The sequence below is a fragment of the Coleofasciculus sp. A1-SPW-01 genome, from assembly GCF_040217205.1.
GTDB lineage: Bacteria > Cyanobacteriota > Cyanobacteriia > Cyanobacteriales > Coleofasciculaceae > Coleofasciculus > Coleofasciculus chthonoplastes_A.
On the sequence record NZ_JAVJNP010000174.1, the window covers coordinates 20,555 to 36,514 of the forward strand.

A 15,960-nucleotide genomic window follows, 5' to 3' on the forward strand; every position below is an offset into this window, starting at 1 on the left:
AAAATATCAATGAACACTGAAAAAAAAATAATAGTATATCAGCTAGTAAATTTAGATACCCAGCAATCAGTCGAATGACCAACTACTTATTGTCGCGTTCAAAGACGCCAGTTTCCAAAAACAGCCAACTCAAAGAAACAATCTTAATCGTTGATGACTCTCCCGATAATTTAAGTATATTACGAAATGTTTTAACAGAACAAGGATATAACGTCAGAGTATCCCTGAATGGGCGACAGACACTTCAGTCTGTGAATATTATGCAGCCTGATTTAATTTTACTCGATATTTTAATGCCCGACATGGATGGATATCAAGTCTGTCAACAGTTAAAAGCCAATCCGGAAACTCAAGCCATTCCGATCATTTTTATCAGCGCCCTCAAAGAAACCTTTGATAAAGTCAAAGCCTTTGAGATTGGGGCGGCTGACTACATCAGTAAACCGATTGAAACCCAAGAAGTTTTAGCCCGAATCGAACATCAGTTACACATCTTACGATTACAACGGCAACTGAAGCAAGAAAATGCCCGGTTAAGCCAGGAAATCCAAGACCGCCAAAACACTGAAGCCAAACTGCGTATAAGTGAAGCGTCTCTGCTGCAAGCCCAAAGAATTGCCCAAATCGGGAGTTGGGAATTTGATGTCCGCACTCGCCATGTTACTTGCTCAAGAGAAAAATATTGCATCTTTGGACTTGATCCCAATTCGTCAGCGATTACCTACGAGGATATTATCCAACGCATTCATCCGGATGATCAACCCCTATTTGAAGAAACCGTCCAGGATGCGATCGCCTCAGGACAACCTTACAATATCGAGTTTCGAGTTATCCGCCCCAATGGGCAAATTCGCTATCTTGAATTTAGAGGAGAAGCACTTCTCAATGATCAAGGTAAAGTGATTCAACTCTTCGGTATTTCCGTGGATATGACCGAACGCAAACGACGACAACAAGCGTTGCGATTAATCGTAGAAGGAACCGCAGCCACAACGGGTGATACCTTTATGAGTTCCTGTGCGCGTTATTTAGCACAAGTTCTCCAAGTTCGTTACGCCTTAATTGCGACATTTGCCAATCCTGCGGGTACGCGAGTTCGCACATTATCCTATTGGACAGGTGAAAATTGGCATGAAAACATTGAGTATGATTTGAAAGATACCCCCTGTGAAGATATGTTGCTGGGTAAGGCTTGCCACTATCCTAAAAACTTGCAACAACTGTTTCCTAAGGATCGCATTTTACAAGAAATTAATGCTCACAGTTACTTTGGCAGTCCGTTGAAAGACTCTGACGGCAATGTCATCGGTTTTCTAGCCGTGTTAGACGAGAAACCAATGCCGTTAACCGTTGAAAAACGGATGATTTTACAAATATTTATCGCCCGTGCTGGGGTAGAACTGGAACGCCTGCACGCTGAAGCAGAATTGCAACAATCGGAAGCACGAGAACGGCAAAAAGCACGAGAATTGAAACTGACGCTATCGGAATTACAACAAACGCAATCTCAACTGATTCAATCCAAAAAAATGTCAAGTTTGGGACAAATGGTTGCTGGAGTTGCCCACGAAATTAACAATCCAGCTACTTTTATTGCTGGGAATATCCCAATCGCTCACCAATATTTTAATGACTTAATCAAATTAATCAAACTTTACCAGGATGTTTGCCCGAATCATCATTCCGAGATTCAAGCTTGTCTTGAAGGCATTGAATTAGAGTTCTTACAAGCGGATTTTCCGCAAATCATTCACTCTATGAATGTCGGTGTGAATCGAATTCATCAGATTGTTACTTCACTGCGGCGCTTTTCTGGGCTAGATGAAGCCGAACTGAAAGCCGTGAATATTCATGAGGGGATTGATACAACGCTGGTTTTGATGGAACACCGATTGCGTGCAACCAATATTAAAGTGATTAAAGAGTATAGTCAAATTCCCTTGCTTACCTGTTACGCCAGTCAATTAAATCAAGTCGTTATGATGTTGATTGAAAATGCGATTGATGCGTTACAAACCGATAGCAAATTTCACAATTTAAAATTAAGATTGGTTCCCACAATTACAGTTAGCACCGAACTCAGGCAAAGTAAGACGAAAGCAGGGGAAGCAGGGGAAACAGGGGAAGCAGGGGAAGCAGGGGAAGCAGGGGGAGAAAAAATTAAACTTAGAGCTTATCCGAGCAGTATTGAGAGTCAAGGGTTTTCAAGTGCTATTCCTGCTGCCCCGCAGGTTGTCGTGATTCGGATTTCTGATAATGGAATCGGTATGAGTGAGGAGATACAAGAAAAAATATTTGACCCGTTTTTTACGACTAAACCTGTGGGAAGTGGTACAGGTTTGGGGTTAGCGATTAGCCACCAGATTATCGTGGACAAACATAAGGGTAATATTCTGTGTTTTTCTGTACCGGATCAAGGAACCGAGTTTATCTTAGAAATTCCCTTATAGCAGTAGACACATCGATTAGGACTTTCGGCACCATTGTAGAGACGCGCCATGGCGCGTCTCTACATAAATGATGTGTCCTAACTTAGAAACCTGAAATATGCTGTATCTAATAATCTACGATTATGCTTTCAGTGAGGTATTTCAAGGGTTAGGAGGATTTATGCTTTTTGATAGAGAAAGCAGGCAAAGTTTAGCAGTTCTTTCCGTTTTTCTTCGGACAAATGATTGATCATAAAAGTTACTTTATCGGCTGTGGTGAGCCATTGTTTGGTTTGGGCTTGCCAAACAACAATAAATTGCTGAGTGGAAAGGGGACAAAGGGCAGTTGTTTCCCCAGTTTCGTTGATAAATTCTACTTCAAAGTGGTTTTCATCTAGACATTCAACAATTGTGCCTTGATTGCCAATAAATAGATTGTGTTCTGGCAGGTTTACCAGCAATTCTATAATATCAAGGATTTCTGGTTTAATCATGATCTTTTTTTAATAAAAATAGTGACTAATCGAGCTTGTTTAGAGTTTTCGGGAATTAACCAACCTGTCCGCACAGTTTCGATTTGTTGGGGTTCGATTCCTTGAATATCGAGATCGACTTGGTATCTTGTGCCATACTGATCTTGGTTTTGGGGGATAGCTTCAGCATCAAGAACTTTTTGATTAATTTGTTCGAGTAAGGGTTGATAATTGTCTTTAGTATAGCCTAAGTGTTGAGCAAACATTAAGGCTTTGTTTTTGCCTTTGGGGTTTTCTGGATCTAGGGCATAATTGGTTAGTTTACGAGGATCGATAACTATTTCATCGACCAGTTCTCTTAGTTTCAATGGTTTTTCCTCTTTTAATCCCTTTAACAAACATAACTTTACCTCATGACAAATTTACTAATGATAAACTCTCTTCTGATGCCACTCAGAAGGATAGGGGGTCATAGGAGCGATCGCGCGATCGCACAGTTATTCTTCGGTTTCTGGTGATTTTAAGTATAAGGGGGATGAGACAGAGGGGTTGACATCTGGAGAAGATTCTGGAATAATTTTATCCCAAAATCCTGTTCCTCCAAGACTGGCAGATACCACGCCAGCGACGATGCCAACTACCCCTAAAATCCCAACAACCATCGCCCAACGGGGTTTTTTGCCTAATCCAGAAATCACACCCTCTCGCTGTAGTCCCAACAATTTCAACCAATCCAGCACCGACTTGGGGCGTGCTTCGGGTTCGAGTTTCATTCCCGCCAAAATCGCTTTATTAACACGCTGAGAAATTTGAGAATTAATCTGTTTTGGCGGAATTAAATCCGCCTTACCCTTTTGGCGATCGCTAGAGGTGGGGGGTAGCTTCCCGGTTAAAAGTACATACAGCGTTGCAGCCAGAGAATAGACATCTGTAAACGTTCCGCGCGATCGCGTCTTCGACTTGAGTTCAATCGGGGCAAAAACTTCATCTTGCCATCCCAAAGTTAAGGGATACTCAAATTTCCCGCCTAGGTCAAAATCAATCAGTACCGCCTGATATTGACCCGCTCTCACCATAATATTGGCAGGTTTTACATTCTGATGCAGCAATCCCTGCTGATGGGCGGCAATCAGCGCTTCCCCCATCTGCTGGATATAACTCAACGCTTCCTTTTCGGGTAACACTCGTTGAGACAGGTTCCCTAGACTCTTTCCCCGAATGTACTCCATCGCCAGACAAAAAAACTGTCCTTCAACGAACGTCTTGTACACCTTGACGACATGAGGATGCCGACAGCCTTCTAGCCGCCGCGCTTCATTGACAAACTTACATTTGAGACTTTCTCGACGTAAAGGAGTTAGCTTTTTGAGTCGATCCTCATTCAGCGTTTTGATGACCAGTTCGTTTCCTTGTGCGTCTGTCGCTAGGTAGGTAATACTGAAACCCGCCTTGCCTAATGTTTTCTCAATGGTGTATTGACCATTGTGTAGTTTCTGCCCTATTGTCCACGCCATCGCCTGTGCATTTAAACCCTTTGTTCCTATTTTGGCAGATTTGTCATTCGTTATTTGTCATTCGTCATTTGTCATAAGCTGTCATGCATTTAAATTGGGAATGGGTAGCGAGCAAGATGCAAAGCCTTCGGCATGGCTTCGCTTAACGCACTACAAGGATTTTGCCATTCTTGACATTAAGGTTTAAATGCCGAACAGCTTACTCGCTTCGCGAGAAGCAAGCTATGTCATTTGTCATTCGTTTCCCCCAGCTCCCCCCGCTTCCCCAGCTCCCCCTGCTCCTCCTGCTTCCATCTCCCATCCCTACTGCACCAAGGGAATCGCCACGATAAACTGGGTTCCCTTTCCCTCCTGGGAAATACAGCGGATTTGACCCTGATGCTTTTCCACGATGATATTATGGGCGATGGATAACCCTAACCCTGTCCCCTTCCCCGTGGGTTTGGTGGTAAAGAAGGGATCAAATAAGTGATCCTGAGTCGCTTTTGGCATTCCGGGTCCATTATCAGCAATGGTAATCACCGCCCACGGCGTCTGAGAAGCGCGATCGCACTCTGAAAGTATCCCCTGCTTCTGCCAATATTCTCCGCTTTGTACGGCTGTAGAAATCGTAATTTGTCGCGGTTCAGGCTGATTGTCAAAGGCGTCAATCGCATTGGCAATCAGATTCATAAACACTTGATTAAGCTGACTGCCATAACACATCACAGGCGGCAGATCCCCATAATTTTTAATCACCTGAATTTCCGGGCGTTCAGCTTTAGCTTTTAAGCGATTGTGCAGAATCAATAAGGTACTGTCTAACCCTTGATGAATATCAACCGATTGCATCTGCTGCTCATCCAGACGCGAGAAGTTCCGCAACGACAGTACAATATCTCGGATGCGGTTGGCTCCGATTTGCATGGACGACACCATTTTGGGTAAATCTTCAACAATAAACTCGATATCCTCTTCCTCGATAACGGCTTCAATCTCAGGTATTTCCACGGGACAATGTTTCTGGTAAAGCGCCAAAACCTGTAACACACTATTAACATACTCACGAGTATGAACCAGATTGCCGTAAATAAAATTGACCGGATTATTAATTTCGTGGGCAATTCCAGCCAGCAGTTGACCCACGCTGGACATTTTTTCGCTTTGAATCAGTTGACTCTGGGTTTGTTTCAGCTTCTCTAATGCCTCTTCGAGTTGTTGGGCTTGTTGTCGCGCCTTCAGTTCCGATTGTTGCAAGGCTTGTTCTACCTGCTTGCGCTCGGTGATATCAAAGCGAATGGCTAAATATTGGTAGATTTCTCCCTGTTCATTTAAAAAAGGAACAACGGTAGTATCCACCCAATAATAGGTTCCGTCTTTAGCTTTATTTTTGATTTCGCCTTTCCAGACTTTACCCGATGCGATCGTCGTCCAGAATTCTTTAAAAAATGCTGGCGGATGATGACCCGATTTGATCAGGCGATGGGTTTTGCCAATTAACTCTTCTCGACGATATTGTGATATTTCGCAAAATTTATCATTGACATAGTGAATCACGCCCTGTTTATCGGTAAGCGCCACAATTGCGGCTCGATCTAAGGCAAATTCTAAATCAGATAATTCTTTAAGCGTTCGCTCCAAATTCCTATTCACAAAGTTTTGCTGCCCAATCCCTAGATTCGCTAAAGTCTCTATACCTACAGCGTCTTTAAATTCTGTATTCATTCGTCCATTGGTTTGATAATTATAGGAACTCTCTTGCTGATGAAGCTTTTTTGCTGTCATTTTAGGTTTCCCTTTACTTAAGTAAATATATTTAGATTTACGGATTAACCACCGCTTTGAGGATATTTTATGTGTTTTCCAATCAGTAAGATGTGATTTACTTCACTAATTGGCGGTATTTATCGTAAAAAAAATCGAGTAAATTTTAGTTTTGTATCAAAAAGTATGAGATTTATTACAAACTGTTTTCAAACTTAATCTTTCCTTAAAAGTTAATCAATGTTCCGGATTGCTGATTCATCGTTCAAGCTCTAATTTAATTTTTTCTCCCCCCGCTTCCTCGCTCCCCCCGCTTCCCCAGCTTCCAGACGCGCCATGGCACGTCTCTACATGGCTTCCCCAGCTCCCCCAGCTCCCCCAACTCCCCGGCGTCTTGGCTATTTGACTTGGCACGAAACTCTGGATTAGGCGCGTATCCTGGTAAAATTTGTAGAAAGGCAGACACTATTGCATCATGCCTATAGCATCGGATTGATGGATTAGGTCAATTCTGTCCCACATTGCTGCAATTGATAATTGAGCAATAATACTTACTGTCTGTTTTGAGAAGAGGAGAACTACTTTGAAGAAAATTCTGTCCATCATTTTACTCGCCGTCGCCGTGTTTGGTTTGGCATTCAGCCGTCCGGCTCTCGCTGCTGACACCGCAAAGGGTGCTAAAATTTTTAGTGCTAACTGTGCCGCTTGCCATATAGGGGGCAACAACATTGTTATGGCACAGAAAACCCTGAAAAAGGATGCCTTGGAGAAGTATGGTATGGACTCCATCGAGAAAATTGTCTACCAAGCCAAAAATGGCAAAGGGGCTATGCCTGCCTTTATTGGACGCTTAAGCGATTCCGACATTGAAGACGTTGCGGCTTATGTTATAGAGCAAGCTGAAAAGGGCTGGTAATTCAGATCCGTCACACTGTAGAGACGTGCCATGGCACGTCTCTACAGTCTTGTTTGGGGTGGGGTGAACTACCCATCGCTAACCCTATTGGGTATAGCGTGGGCTTCTGACTTCACAGGGGATTGCCGCAGCTTGGACTTATCGCCTCCCCCAAACCCCCACCAACTGTTAATTCTTTGGATCGGGGCGGGTTTATTCAAAAAACCAATCTTCCTTTAACACATCTTCACTCGATGCGGGAGGAGCTTCTGGGAAAAATTGTATGGGTTTATCCATTAAACGCGCTATGACTTTTTTGGCATCCTGATACGTGTTAGGGAAAATTTCGACTAAGTAAGGTTTTAAACTGGGACTATCTGACAATTCATCTCGAATCTGTTGCCGAAATGTAGTGATTTCGGATTTCCACTTATTTTTATTGTATTCTTTTTCTGATTCCCAGTAACGCAGCTTGAGCAAGTGTTCCCAAAGTCGGGTCAAGAGACTTTTAACCGCTCTTCTATTGTTTTTTCCGATGCTTTCCAATTCATCCAATAAATTTTCCCAATCAACATGGGTAAATTCTCTGGAGCGGAGTTGTTGTATCGTTGTCTCTAGCCAGAGGTGATAATCTTGATTGTATAAGGTTGAGGTATTTTGCTCTGTTGATGTTTTCATCAGCTTCTGGCAATTATTGGGAAGGGGCGATATTAGTGGTAGAGACGTAGCCGGCTACGTCTCTACATAAATATTAAACTATAGCGCTGGGCGCGGGCGCAAAGCTTTGCGCCCCTACCTCCCCTACGGCTAACCACCAAGAGCGCTGGCACCGCCAACTACTTCCAGAAGTTCTTGAGTAATGGAAGCTTGTCGCGCTTTGTTGTAAGACAGACTAAGGGTGCCAATCAATTCAGTGGCATTATCACTAGCGTTGTTCATCGACGTCATCCGGGCAGCTAATTCGCTAGCGGCTGACTCTTGTAATGCCCGCAGAAGCTGGTTGTTCAAATACAACGGTAGTAAGGCATCCAGAATTTGGACTGGATCTTGTTCAAAGATCATGTCACGGGATAAAGCACGGTTTTCTGTCGTCACTTTTTCCCGTTGTACCTCAAAGTTACCGCCGCGAGTAGTGAGGCGGAAGATTTCATCATCTTGTGCCTCTAATCCTTGGGCGGTTAAGGGTAATAATGTTTGTACCACCGGGCGAGAACTGATTAAGGAGACAAACTTGGTGTAAACCAGTTCAACCCGATCCACTTCTTCCGATAGGAACAAGGAGAGCAATTCATCGGCAATCATTGAGGCTTCAGGTGCCGTGGGAATTTGTTCTAAGCCTGTGTATTTGGCGTCAATTGGCTGCTCCCGGCGCTCAAAGTATTGGATGGCTTTGCGCCCGATTAAGACATATTTGTAGTCAATGCCTTCTTTCTGGAGTTCCTTGGCGCGGTTTTCGGCACGGCGGATCACGTTGTTATTGTAACCGCCACACAAACCGCGATCGCCAGATACGACGAGTATGCCAACAGACTTGACGTCCCGTTGTTTGAGCAAGGGTAAGTCTACGTCTTCAAATTGGAGACGGTTCTGCAACCCATAGAGAACCTGCGCCAATCGATCAGCAAAGGGACGAGTCGATGTCACCTGTTGTTGGGCGCGACGCACCTTGGCGGCTGCCACCAGACGCATCGCTTCGGTAATTTTCTGAGTATTTTTGACGGATTTTATGCGATCGCGAATCGCTTTTAAATTAGGCATAGTCTGTTCATTGTTAATTATTGATTGTCCATGGTTCATGGCGTATTACCGATGAACCATGAACGATGAACCCATTACGCAGAGACTAAGAAGGTCTGCTTGTACTCAGCCAGGGCTTCTTTGAGCAGGTTTTCGGCGTCTTCGGTGAGGACTTTCTTATCCTTGATAATCTCACCAAACTGTGGCTTGCTGGTTTTCAAGTAGTCCCGCAGCCCCTTGGTAAAGGCGGTGACTTTCTCTACCTCAATGTCATCTAAGTAGCCATTGATTCCCGCGTATACCAGCGCGACTTGTTCATAGACGGCTAAGGGGGAGTATTGGGGTTGCTTGAGCAGTTCCCGTAACCGTACCCCCCGTGACAATTGGTCTTGAGTGGCTTTGTCTAAGTCTGAGGCAAACTGAGCGAAGGCTTGCAGGTCATCAAACTGTGCCAAATCCAGTTTCAGTTTACCTGCCACTTTTTTAATGGCTTTGGTTTGAGCCGCAGAACCAACCCGTGATACCGAAATCCCAGGGTTAATCGCCGGACGTAGACCGGAGTTAAATAAGTCAGCCGATAGGAAGATCTGACCGTCAGTGATTGAAATCACGTTAGTGGGAATATAGGCGGATACGTCACCGGCTTGGGTTTCAATAATTGGCAGTGCGGTCATACTGCCGCCACCTAAGTCATCATTCAGTTTGGCTGCCCGTTCTAACAAGCGGGAGTGGAGATAGAATACATCCCCAGGATAGGCTTCCCGACCCGGTGGGCGACGCAGCAGCAGGGACATCTGGCGATAGGCTTGAGCTTGCTTGGACAGGTCATCGTAGATAACCAGCGTCGCTTTGCCCTTATACATAAAGTATTCGGCAATCGAGGCTCCCGTATAGGGTGCCAGATATTGCAGTGTGGCGGGGTCACTGGCGTTAGCGGCAACGATCACGGTGTAATCTAATGCCCCTCTCTCTTCCAGGGCATCGACAACCTGAACCACGGTGGATGCCTTTTGACCCACGGCGACGTAGACACAGATAACGTCTTCTTCTTTCTGGTTGAGAATCGTATCGATCGCGATCGCGGTTTTTCCGGTTTGGCGATCGCCAATAATTAACTCCCGTTGTCCGCGTCCCACGGGAATCATCGCGTCAATCGCGGTAATTCCGGTTTGCAGGGGTTCATAAACAGAACGCCGTGCAATAATACCGGGTGCCGAGGATTCAATCAGACGAGATTCTCCAGTTTGAATCTCTCCCTTGCCATCAATGGGTCGTGCCAACGCATCGACAACCCGACCAATTAAGGCTTCACCCACGGGAACCTGAGCGATTTTTCCGGTAGCCTTTACAGAACTCCCTTCCTGGATGTCGAGCCCTTCACCCATGAGTACGACACCGACATTATCTTCTTCCAAATTCAGGGCAATGCCCACTGTACCATCTTCAAACTCGACCAGTTCCCCAGCCATGCACTGGTCTAAACCATAGACCCGGGCAATGCCATCACCGACTTGCAGGACGGTACCCACGTTAGAGACTTTGACCTCTTGGTCGTATTGTTCGATTTGCTGACGAATAATGCTGCTAATTTCGTCGGGTCTAATGCTTACCATTCAACTAATCCCTCTACTTTTTTTGTCCTTTGTCCTTTGTCCTTTGTCCTTTGTCCTACTCGCTCCCGAAAAGAAGCAAGCCACGTCATGTTCAGAAACCATCAACCATGAACCAGGAACGATGACCATTAAGTCGAACGACTCAAGCTCACACCAATACGACGCAGTTGTCCACGCAGACTGGCATCAACCACTTGAGACTCCACTTTAATAATCACACCACCGAGTAAATCGGCGTCAATTTGGGTATCTAGTTCTACATCTTGGGCATTGGTCATGCTGAGAACTTTCTGGCGCACCGCCTGCTTTTGGTCGTCATTGAGTTCAACGGCGGAGACGACTTCAGCTAAAACCGTCTGTTTTAACTCCCGCAAGAGTGCTTGATACTGCTTGCAAATTTCTCCCATAAACAGAATGCGCCGCCGCTCCACGAGAATCTTTAAAAAATTCACCATGTAGGGGTGAATTTGATCACCACTGATTTGTTGTAAGACGGCTTTTTTGTCCTCGGCTTTGATAATCGGATTGTCTAAAAATTGCTGCAATTCCTCTGATTCTTTCAAAGTATCCAGCAACGCGGCAACATCTTCACCGAATTTATCCACGAGGTTATGTTCTTGAGCCACAGACATCAACGCCTCTGCATAAGGCTCAACTACCTCAGCACTAAATGAACTTCCTTTCATAATTATCTCGCTCCTACTCGCTCAATGCTGCGGTCAACTAAGGTATGCTGTGCCGATTCGTCTAACTGACTTTTGAGTTGCGACTCGACACGCTCCATTGCTAGGGCGACCACTTGCTGGCGAAGTTGTGCGATCGCACGTTCCCGTTCTGAGTTTAAATCCTGAACGGCTGACGCTTTCATCCGTTCCACATCTTTAGCCGACGCTGCCAAAATTGATTCTCTAGCGACGTTGGCATTTTCTTCTGCCTTTGCCCGAATCTTTTCAGCTTCCGCTTGCGCTTGTGCCAGCTTTTGCTGGGCATCCGCTAAGGCGGCGGCGGCGTCTTTCTTCTGCTTTTCGGCATCGCTAATGGCGTCTTCAATACTGGAACGTCGCTCCGATAGGGTATTCCCTAAAAATGATCGCCCAAAGTAAATCAGTACCCCGATAATAATCACCAAATTAATCACATTGGTTTCTAAAATATCGAGGTTGAGACCCAAGCCTCTTTCGGCGGTAGCTAACATTGAAAAACTACCCATAATAGCCATATACACCTGCTTTAATTGAAAACTGCTATGCGGCTTTACCGCTAACGCTGGGTAACGTTTAAACGGGCTGGAATTTTTGTCCGGCGTTATTTTTGATCACACCACAGACAAAAGACTAGGGGTCAAACTCTCGCAAACCCCTGCTTCGCTACCCGGATAAAGCCGACATTACTTAACCAACTCTGGTCCAACAAGTTTTTCCAGAATCTGACGCGAAAGCGAATCCACTTCTTGTTCTAAGGATGTCATCGCTTCAGCTTTTTGTTGGTCAATTTCTTTTTGGGCTTGCTCTCGTTGTGCCTGGGCTTCCGCTTGAGCTTGAGCCATTTTATCAGCCGCTATTTTCTGAGCATCAGCTTGAGCAGCGGCAATCGTTGCTTGTGACTTGCGACGAGTTTCTGCTAGTTCTTGCTCATACTGTTTCGCCAGATTCTGAGCTTTTTCTAAGCGTTCCCGTGCTTCTAATCGGTTCTGGCGGATGTAGTCATCCCGTCCATCAATGGCGTTACTGAGTGGCTTATAAAAAACCGCATTCAATATCACCACCAAAATTAAAAATTGCAATGCCATCAGAGGTAGGGTGGCATCAAAATCAAATAACCCTCCTTCGGCTGCCTCTTCTGCTGCTTCAACAGCTAGTAAAATTGTCCAATGTATCATGATGTTTTGGTAATCCCACAGCGCACAAACAAAATTGTTAGCTTTTTAGTTGGGATGGGATAGCGTTTTAGATTTCAATAGTCCTCCAGATCAATAGCATCCAGACCTCCGTCATTGGGGTCTGAATGCTCTTGTGGCATCAAGGGTTACGAGAAGGGGTTGGCGAATAATAAGACGAGAGCAACCACCAAACCGTAAATTGTCAGCGCTTCCATGAATGCCAAACTCAGGAGTAAAGTTCCCCGAATTTTTCCTTCAGCTTCAGGCTGACGAGCAATCCCTTCTACAGCTTGTCCCGCCGCATTTCCTTGACCGATTCCTGGACCGATTGCCGCTAAACCAACAGCTAAAGCAGCAGCAATAACAGATGCAGCAGAAATTAATGGGTCCATGATATTTTCCTCGCTTTTGACTTTTTGACTAAATAACAAACAAACGTGCGTGAAACGCTTACCCTAAAACAATTCGCTAGACACAGCCGAATTTTTTGATTGTTCACAAGACGGAAGTGGCAAATCTTAATCACTAGCCTCAAATCGCTAATGATGGTCTTCCATCGCCTCCCCAATATAAGCCGCTGCTAGGGTAGCAAAGATCAGCGCCTGAATCGCACTGGTAAATAAACCCAATGCCATCACCGGGAGAGGTACGAACAGCGGCACCAACAGCACCAATACTGCCACCACCAGTTCATCTGCCAAAATGTTGCCAAACAGACGGAAACTGAGGGAGAGAGGTTTGGTAAAATCTTCCAGAACCTTAAACGGCAGCAGGATGGGAGTTGGTTGGGCATAACCAGCAAAATACCCCAAGCCTTTCTTGCTCAGACCCGCGTAAAAATACGCTAAGGAGGTCAGCAGCGCAAACGCCACTGTAGTATTAATATCACTGGTTGGTGCCGCTAATTCACCTTCGGGTAGCTCAATCAGCTTCCAGGGAACAAGTGCCCCAGACCAATTTGCCACAAAAATGAACAAAAATAACGTCCCCACAAAGGGCACCCAGGGACGATATTCTTTTTCCCCGATTTGATTTTTGGCTAAATCCCGCAAAAATTCCAGGGCATACTCCATAAAATTTTGGAGACCACTAGGAATGCGCTGAATGTTTCGGGTAGCAGCAATCGAGGCAATAATCAGAATGGCAATCACGACCCAGGAGGTAATAAACACCTGACCATGAACCTTCAAATTACCAATATGCCAGTACAGATGCTGACCAACTTCTAATTCAGCAAGGGGGAAAGCATTATAGAACGCCAAACCATCTATGATTTCCATCCGGAGATTTCCCCAGCTATCTTCTATCCTTTGGTTGAAACGACTACACAGAGCGGATTAGCAATTGTCCATCGAACAATTGCTGAGTCTGTTTCCTGCTTCATCCAAAGGAATTGCCTCCTTTGTCCACAGGCGTTAAGTTCGGGTGTAGCCTACCCTACTGTTTGGATGCGTTGGCTGCCCTGACCATGGGAACTTACTTCGACGTAGGCAACAAGGTGCTTTGCAGCATATAAGCGATAAGCGCAGCTTTATACGTCAGAAATCCTAAAAATATGGGCAGAATGCGTAAACTCTGCCATTGACTGGCAACGACTAATAGCCCAATCAATAAAGCTAACCGAGTTGAACTCGGACGCCTCTTTTGGACACCTAACCGCTCAACGTCTTTCGCCAACATTCTCAAGTAAACCACACCAACACACGCCCCGATCAAATAATTCAAGGCGATGTTGAGTGAGTAGAAAATCCAGACAGAGACAAAAATCACCCCTGTCATTACCAGAGTGACCGCCAACAACGTTTGTTTAAGTTGGTAGTACTCTTGCATTGAGGAACTTTCAGGGGAAGTCTGAGAACTCCCTGGTGGACTTTCCTCCAGTGTGGGCTTAGGTTGTACAGAGTTGTCTGACAAGTTCACAGGCAGCAGCAAACGCTAGTCCATCAAAATTGGCTGGATCGCATCTAGCCATAGGCGATCATACCACGCACCAGTAACATTACTTAAAGTATTTTTAATCGTTATTAGTCATTTGTCATTTGTCCTTCGTCATTCGTCCTTCGTAAAGTCGGGGCGGGTTTAGTTACATCTGGGTGCAACCAAAAAGATAGTAGTGAAACCCGCCCCTACACAATCTTCCCCATCTTCCCCTGCTCCCAGACGTGCCATGGCACGTCTCTACATTGCTCCCCCTGCTCCCTCAGCTCCCCGTTCCCCTTTCCCTACAATAGATGTAGACCTTTCAGGATTCAAAACGTAATGCCAAAGCTCGCCTACCTAGACTGTCAGAGTGGAATTGCTGGTGATATGTGCTTAGGGGCACTCGTGGCAGCAGGAGTGCCGTTAGAGTATTTGATCGGAAAGTTAAAAGGGTTGGGAATTGACCATGAGTATCGGTTAGAGTCAGAATCAGTCCACCGCCAAGGTCAATTAGCTACTAAAGTTCATGTGAATTTGCTCACTCAAGCCCATCACCATGATCACGCTGAACCGTCAGACCATGAGCATAGCCGACACCTGGCAGATATTGAACACTTAATTACAACCGCTGGATTACCTTCACAAGTCGTCGATTGGAGTTTGGCAATCTTCCGCAACTTGGCAGAGGCAGAGGCGGAAGTTCACGGGATGACACCTGAAACCGTGCATTTCCATGAAGTGGGCGCGACAGATGCCTTAGTGGATATTGTCGGGACGTGTTTAGGGTTGGATTGGTTAGGTATTGACCGACTCTACTGTTCTCCCTTACCCACAGGAGGCGGTACAGTACAAGCTGCCCATGGTCGATTGCCTGTTCCTGTTCCTGCTGTTTTAAAATTGTGGGAATCTCGGCAAGTCCCTATTTATAGTAACGGCATCGATCGCGAATTGGTCACGCCCACTGGTGCAGCTATTGCTGTCACCCTTGCCACCCAATTTGGACTCCCTCCAGCTATGATTCTGCACAAGATTGGTCATGGCGCGGGAACCAGTGAGTTAGCGATTCCGAATATCCTGCGACTCTGGATTGGAGAAGCGTCAGAGTTTGGTATTCAGCTTCAGGGACGAGATCCGGTTACTCTCATCAATGATTACCCTTGCCAAGAAACTGTTTGTGTGATAGAAACCCAAATTGATGACTTAAATCCCCAAGTGATTGGTTATGTTTTCGAGGTGCTATTCAATGCTGGGGCGTTGGATGTATTCACCCAAGCGATTGGTATGAAAAAATCTCGTCCTGGGGTATTACTCACGGTGATCTGCCCACCGGAAAAATTAACCGTTTGTGAAGATATTTTATTTAGGGAAACCACAACTCTGGGTATTCGCCACTTTACCCAGCAACGCACAATTCTGCAACGGGAAATTCAGCGAGTTGAGACAAAATATGGCAAAGTGCGGGTAAAAGTTGCCAGTCGCGCTTCAGGAGTTCAAAACGCTATCGCCAATGTCCAACCGGAATATGAAGACTGTGCCGCGATCGCACGAGACTATAATTTATCCTGGCGGGAGGTGCATCAACTAGCACTTGATGCCTGGTATCGTGCCAATAATCCACAATTGCCTTGATCATACCGAGTTGCGCTCTTTCCATAGTAGATAGGAAGATCTGGGGGAGCTGGGGGAGCTGAGGAAGAAGAAATTACATTGAGAGCTTATCCGATTAACACCCCTGGTTGTTCGGCGCTGGTTTATTA

General features: G+C 45.4%; 16 protein-coding genes. 3 read left to right on the top strand and 13 right to left on the bottom strand.

Going from position 1 to position 15,960, the window contains the following annotated elements; translation table 11 throughout:
- Positions 1–74 precede the first annotated feature (74 nt).
- Complete coding sequence (locus RH949_RS25720) at positions 75–2,450, top strand: response regulator (RefSeq protein ID WP_446357141.1); 2,376 nt, start codon at positions 75–77, stop codon at positions 2,448–2,450.
- 158 nt (positions 2,451–2,608) lie between these two features.
- Here the strand turns inward: RH949_RS25720 and RH949_RS25725 are convergent, their stop codons facing one another.
- From RH949_RS25725 to RH949_RS25740, 4 genes are all read right to left on the bottom strand, one after another.
- Positions 2,609–2,923, bottom strand: coding sequence for a DUF4926 domain-containing protein (locus tag RH949_RS25725; RefSeq protein ID WP_446357143.1), 315 nt, complete (start codon positions 2,921–2,923; stop codon positions 2,609–2,611).
- Positions 2,920–3,270, bottom strand: coding sequence for a DUF6883 domain-containing protein (locus RH949_RS25730; RefSeq protein ID WP_446357145.1), 351 nt, complete (start codon positions 3,268–3,270; stop codon positions 2,920–2,922). The genes RH949_RS25725 and RH949_RS25730 overlap by 4 nt, the downstream gene beginning before the upstream one ends.
- Positions 3,271–3,399: 129 nt before the next feature.
- The gene (locus RH949_RS25735; protein ID WP_446357147.1) at positions 3,400–4,416 is read right to left on the bottom strand and encodes a serine/threonine protein kinase; all 1,017 of its coding nucleotides are present in this window, start codon (positions 4,414–4,416) and stop codon (positions 3,400–3,402) included.
- 303 nt (positions 4,417–4,719) lie between these two features.
- On the bottom strand, positions 4,720–6,180 hold the full coding sequence (locus RH949_RS25740; RefSeq protein WP_446357149.1) for a PAS domain-containing sensor histidine kinase: 1,461 nt from the start codon (positions 6,178–6,180) through the stop codon (positions 4,720–4,722).
- A gap of 562 nt (positions 6,181–6,742) precedes the next feature.
- Between RH949_RS25740 and petJ the strand changes: the two genes are divergently transcribed.
- Positions 6,743–7,075 (top strand): cytochrome c6 PetJ, encoded by a 333-nt coding sequence (petJ, locus tag RH949_RS25745; RefSeq protein ID WP_006102051.1) that lies wholly within the window; start codon positions 6,743–6,745, stop codon positions 7,073–7,075.
- A 192-nt stretch (positions 7,076–7,267) separates the two neighbouring features.
- On the opposite strand, the gene RH949_RS25750 is transcribed toward petJ, so the two are convergent.
- The 9 genes from RH949_RS25750 to RH949_RS25790 form a co-directional block, all read right to left on the bottom strand.
- Positions 7,268–7,732 carry a DUF29 domain-containing protein gene (locus RH949_RS25750; protein WP_006101886.1) on the bottom strand — a complete coding sequence of 155 codons (465 nt, stop codon included), beginning with the start codon at positions 7,730–7,732 and terminating at the stop codon, positions 7,268–7,270.
- 129 nt (positions 7,733–7,861) lie between these two features.
- A complete protein-coding gene (locus RH949_RS25755; RefSeq protein WP_006101925.1) occupies positions 7,862–8,812 on the bottom strand; it encodes a F0F1 ATP synthase subunit gamma in 951 nt (316 codons plus the stop codon).
- Between the two features lie 74 nt (positions 8,813–8,886).
- On the bottom strand, positions 8,887–10,404 hold the full coding sequence (gene atpA, locus RH949_RS25760; RefSeq protein ID WP_446357153.1) for a F0F1 ATP synthase subunit alpha: 1,518 nt from the start codon (positions 10,402–10,404) through the stop codon (positions 8,887–8,889).
- A gap of 128 nt (positions 10,405–10,532) precedes the next feature.
- The gene (gene atpH / locus RH949_RS25765) at positions 10,533–11,090 is read right to left on the bottom strand and encodes an ATP synthase F1 subunit delta (protein ID WP_006102020.1); all 558 of its coding nucleotides are present in this window, start codon (positions 11,088–11,090) and stop codon (positions 10,533–10,535) included.
- Positions 11,091–11,092: 2 nt separating this feature from the next.
- On the bottom strand, positions 11,093–11,614 hold the full coding sequence (locus RH949_RS25770; RefSeq protein ID WP_044207913.1) for a F0F1 ATP synthase subunit B: 522 nt from the start codon (positions 11,612–11,614) through the stop codon (positions 11,093–11,095).
- Between the two features lie 177 nt (positions 11,615–11,791).
- Positions 11,792–12,283, bottom strand: coding sequence for a F0F1 ATP synthase subunit B' (locus tag RH949_RS25775; protein ID WP_006102101.1), 492 nt, complete (start codon positions 12,281–12,283; stop codon positions 11,792–11,794).
- Between the two features lie 146 nt (positions 12,284–12,429).
- Positions 12,430–12,675, bottom strand: a complete 246-nt coding sequence (gene atpE, locus RH949_RS25780; RefSeq protein ID WP_006102085.1) for an ATP synthase F0 subunit C — start codon at positions 12,673–12,675, stop codon at positions 12,430–12,432.
- Between the two features lie 147 nt (positions 12,676–12,822).
- A complete protein-coding gene (atpB, locus tag RH949_RS25785) occupies positions 12,823–13,563 on the bottom strand; it encodes a F0F1 ATP synthase subunit A (RefSeq protein WP_006102037.1) in 741 nt (246 codons plus the stop codon).
- Positions 13,564–13,759: 196 nt separating this feature from the next.
- Entirely contained in the window at positions 13,760–14,113 is a 354-nt protein-coding gene (locus tag RH949_RS25790) for an ATP synthase subunit I (protein ID WP_006101893.1), read from the bottom strand.
- A 429-nt stretch (positions 14,114–14,542) separates the two neighbouring features.
- On the opposite strand from RH949_RS25790, the gene larC reads away from it, so the two are divergent.
- A complete protein-coding gene (larC, locus tag RH949_RS25795) occupies positions 14,543–15,832 on the top strand; it encodes a nickel pincer cofactor biosynthesis protein LarC (RefSeq protein ID WP_446357157.1) in 1,290 nt (429 codons plus the stop codon).
- The last annotated feature ends 128 nt before the right edge of the window (positions 15,833–15,960 follow it).

Excerpts from the sequence above, each read along its gene's own strand:
- RH949_RS25720 (WP_446357141.1), top strand. The coding sequence starts at position 75 with ATGACCAACTACTTATTGTCGCGTTCAAAGACGCCAGTTTCCAAAAAC.
- RH949_RS25725 (WP_446357143.1), bottom strand. The coding sequence starts at position 2,923 with ATGATTAAACCAGAAATCCTTGATATTATAGAATTGCTGGTAAACCTG.
- RH949_RS25735 (WP_446357147.1), bottom strand. The coding sequence starts at position 4,416 with ATGGCGTGGACAATAGGGCAGAAACTACACAATGGTCAATACACCATT.
- RH949_RS25740 (WP_446357149.1), bottom strand. The coding sequence starts at position 6,180 with ATGACAGCAAAAAAGCTTCATCAGCAAGAGAGTTCCTATAATTATCAA.
- RH949_RS25750 (WP_006101886.1), bottom strand. The coding sequence starts at position 7,732 with ATGAAAACATCAACAGAGCAAAATACCTCAACCTTATACAATCAAGAT.
- RH949_RS25755 (WP_006101925.1), bottom strand. The coding sequence starts at position 8,812 with ATGCCTAATTTAAAAGCGATTCGCGATCGCATAAAATCCGTCAAAAAT.
- atpA (WP_446357153.1), bottom strand. The coding sequence starts at position 10,404 with ATGGTAAGCATTAGACCCGACGAAATTAGCAGCATTATTCGTCAGCAA.
- atpH (WP_006102020.1), bottom strand. The coding sequence starts at position 11,090 with ATGAAAGGAAGTTCATTTAGTGCTGAGGTAGTTGAGCCTTATGCAGAG.
- RH949_RS25770 (WP_044207913.1), bottom strand. The coding sequence starts at position 11,614 with ATGGGTAGTTTTTCAATGTTAGCTACCGCCGAAAGAGGCTTGGGTCTC.
- RH949_RS25775 (WP_006102101.1), bottom strand. The coding sequence starts at position 12,283 with ATGATACATTGGACAATTTTACTAGCTGTTGAAGCAGCAGAAGAGGCA.
- atpE (WP_006102085.1), bottom strand. The coding sequence starts at position 12,675 with ATGGACCCATTAATTTCTGCTGCATCTGTTATTGCTGCTGCTTTAGCT.
- atpB (WP_006102037.1), bottom strand. The coding sequence starts at position 13,563 with ATGGAAATCATAGATGGTTTGGCGTTCTATAATGCTTTCCCCCTTGCT.
- RH949_RS25790 (WP_006101893.1), bottom strand. The coding sequence starts at position 14,113 with ATGCAAGAGTACTACCAACTTAAACAAACGTTGTTGGCGGTCACTCTG.
- larC (WP_446357157.1), top strand. The coding sequence starts at position 14,543 with ATGCCAAAGCTCGCCTACCTAGACTGTCAGAGTGGAATTGCTGGTGAT.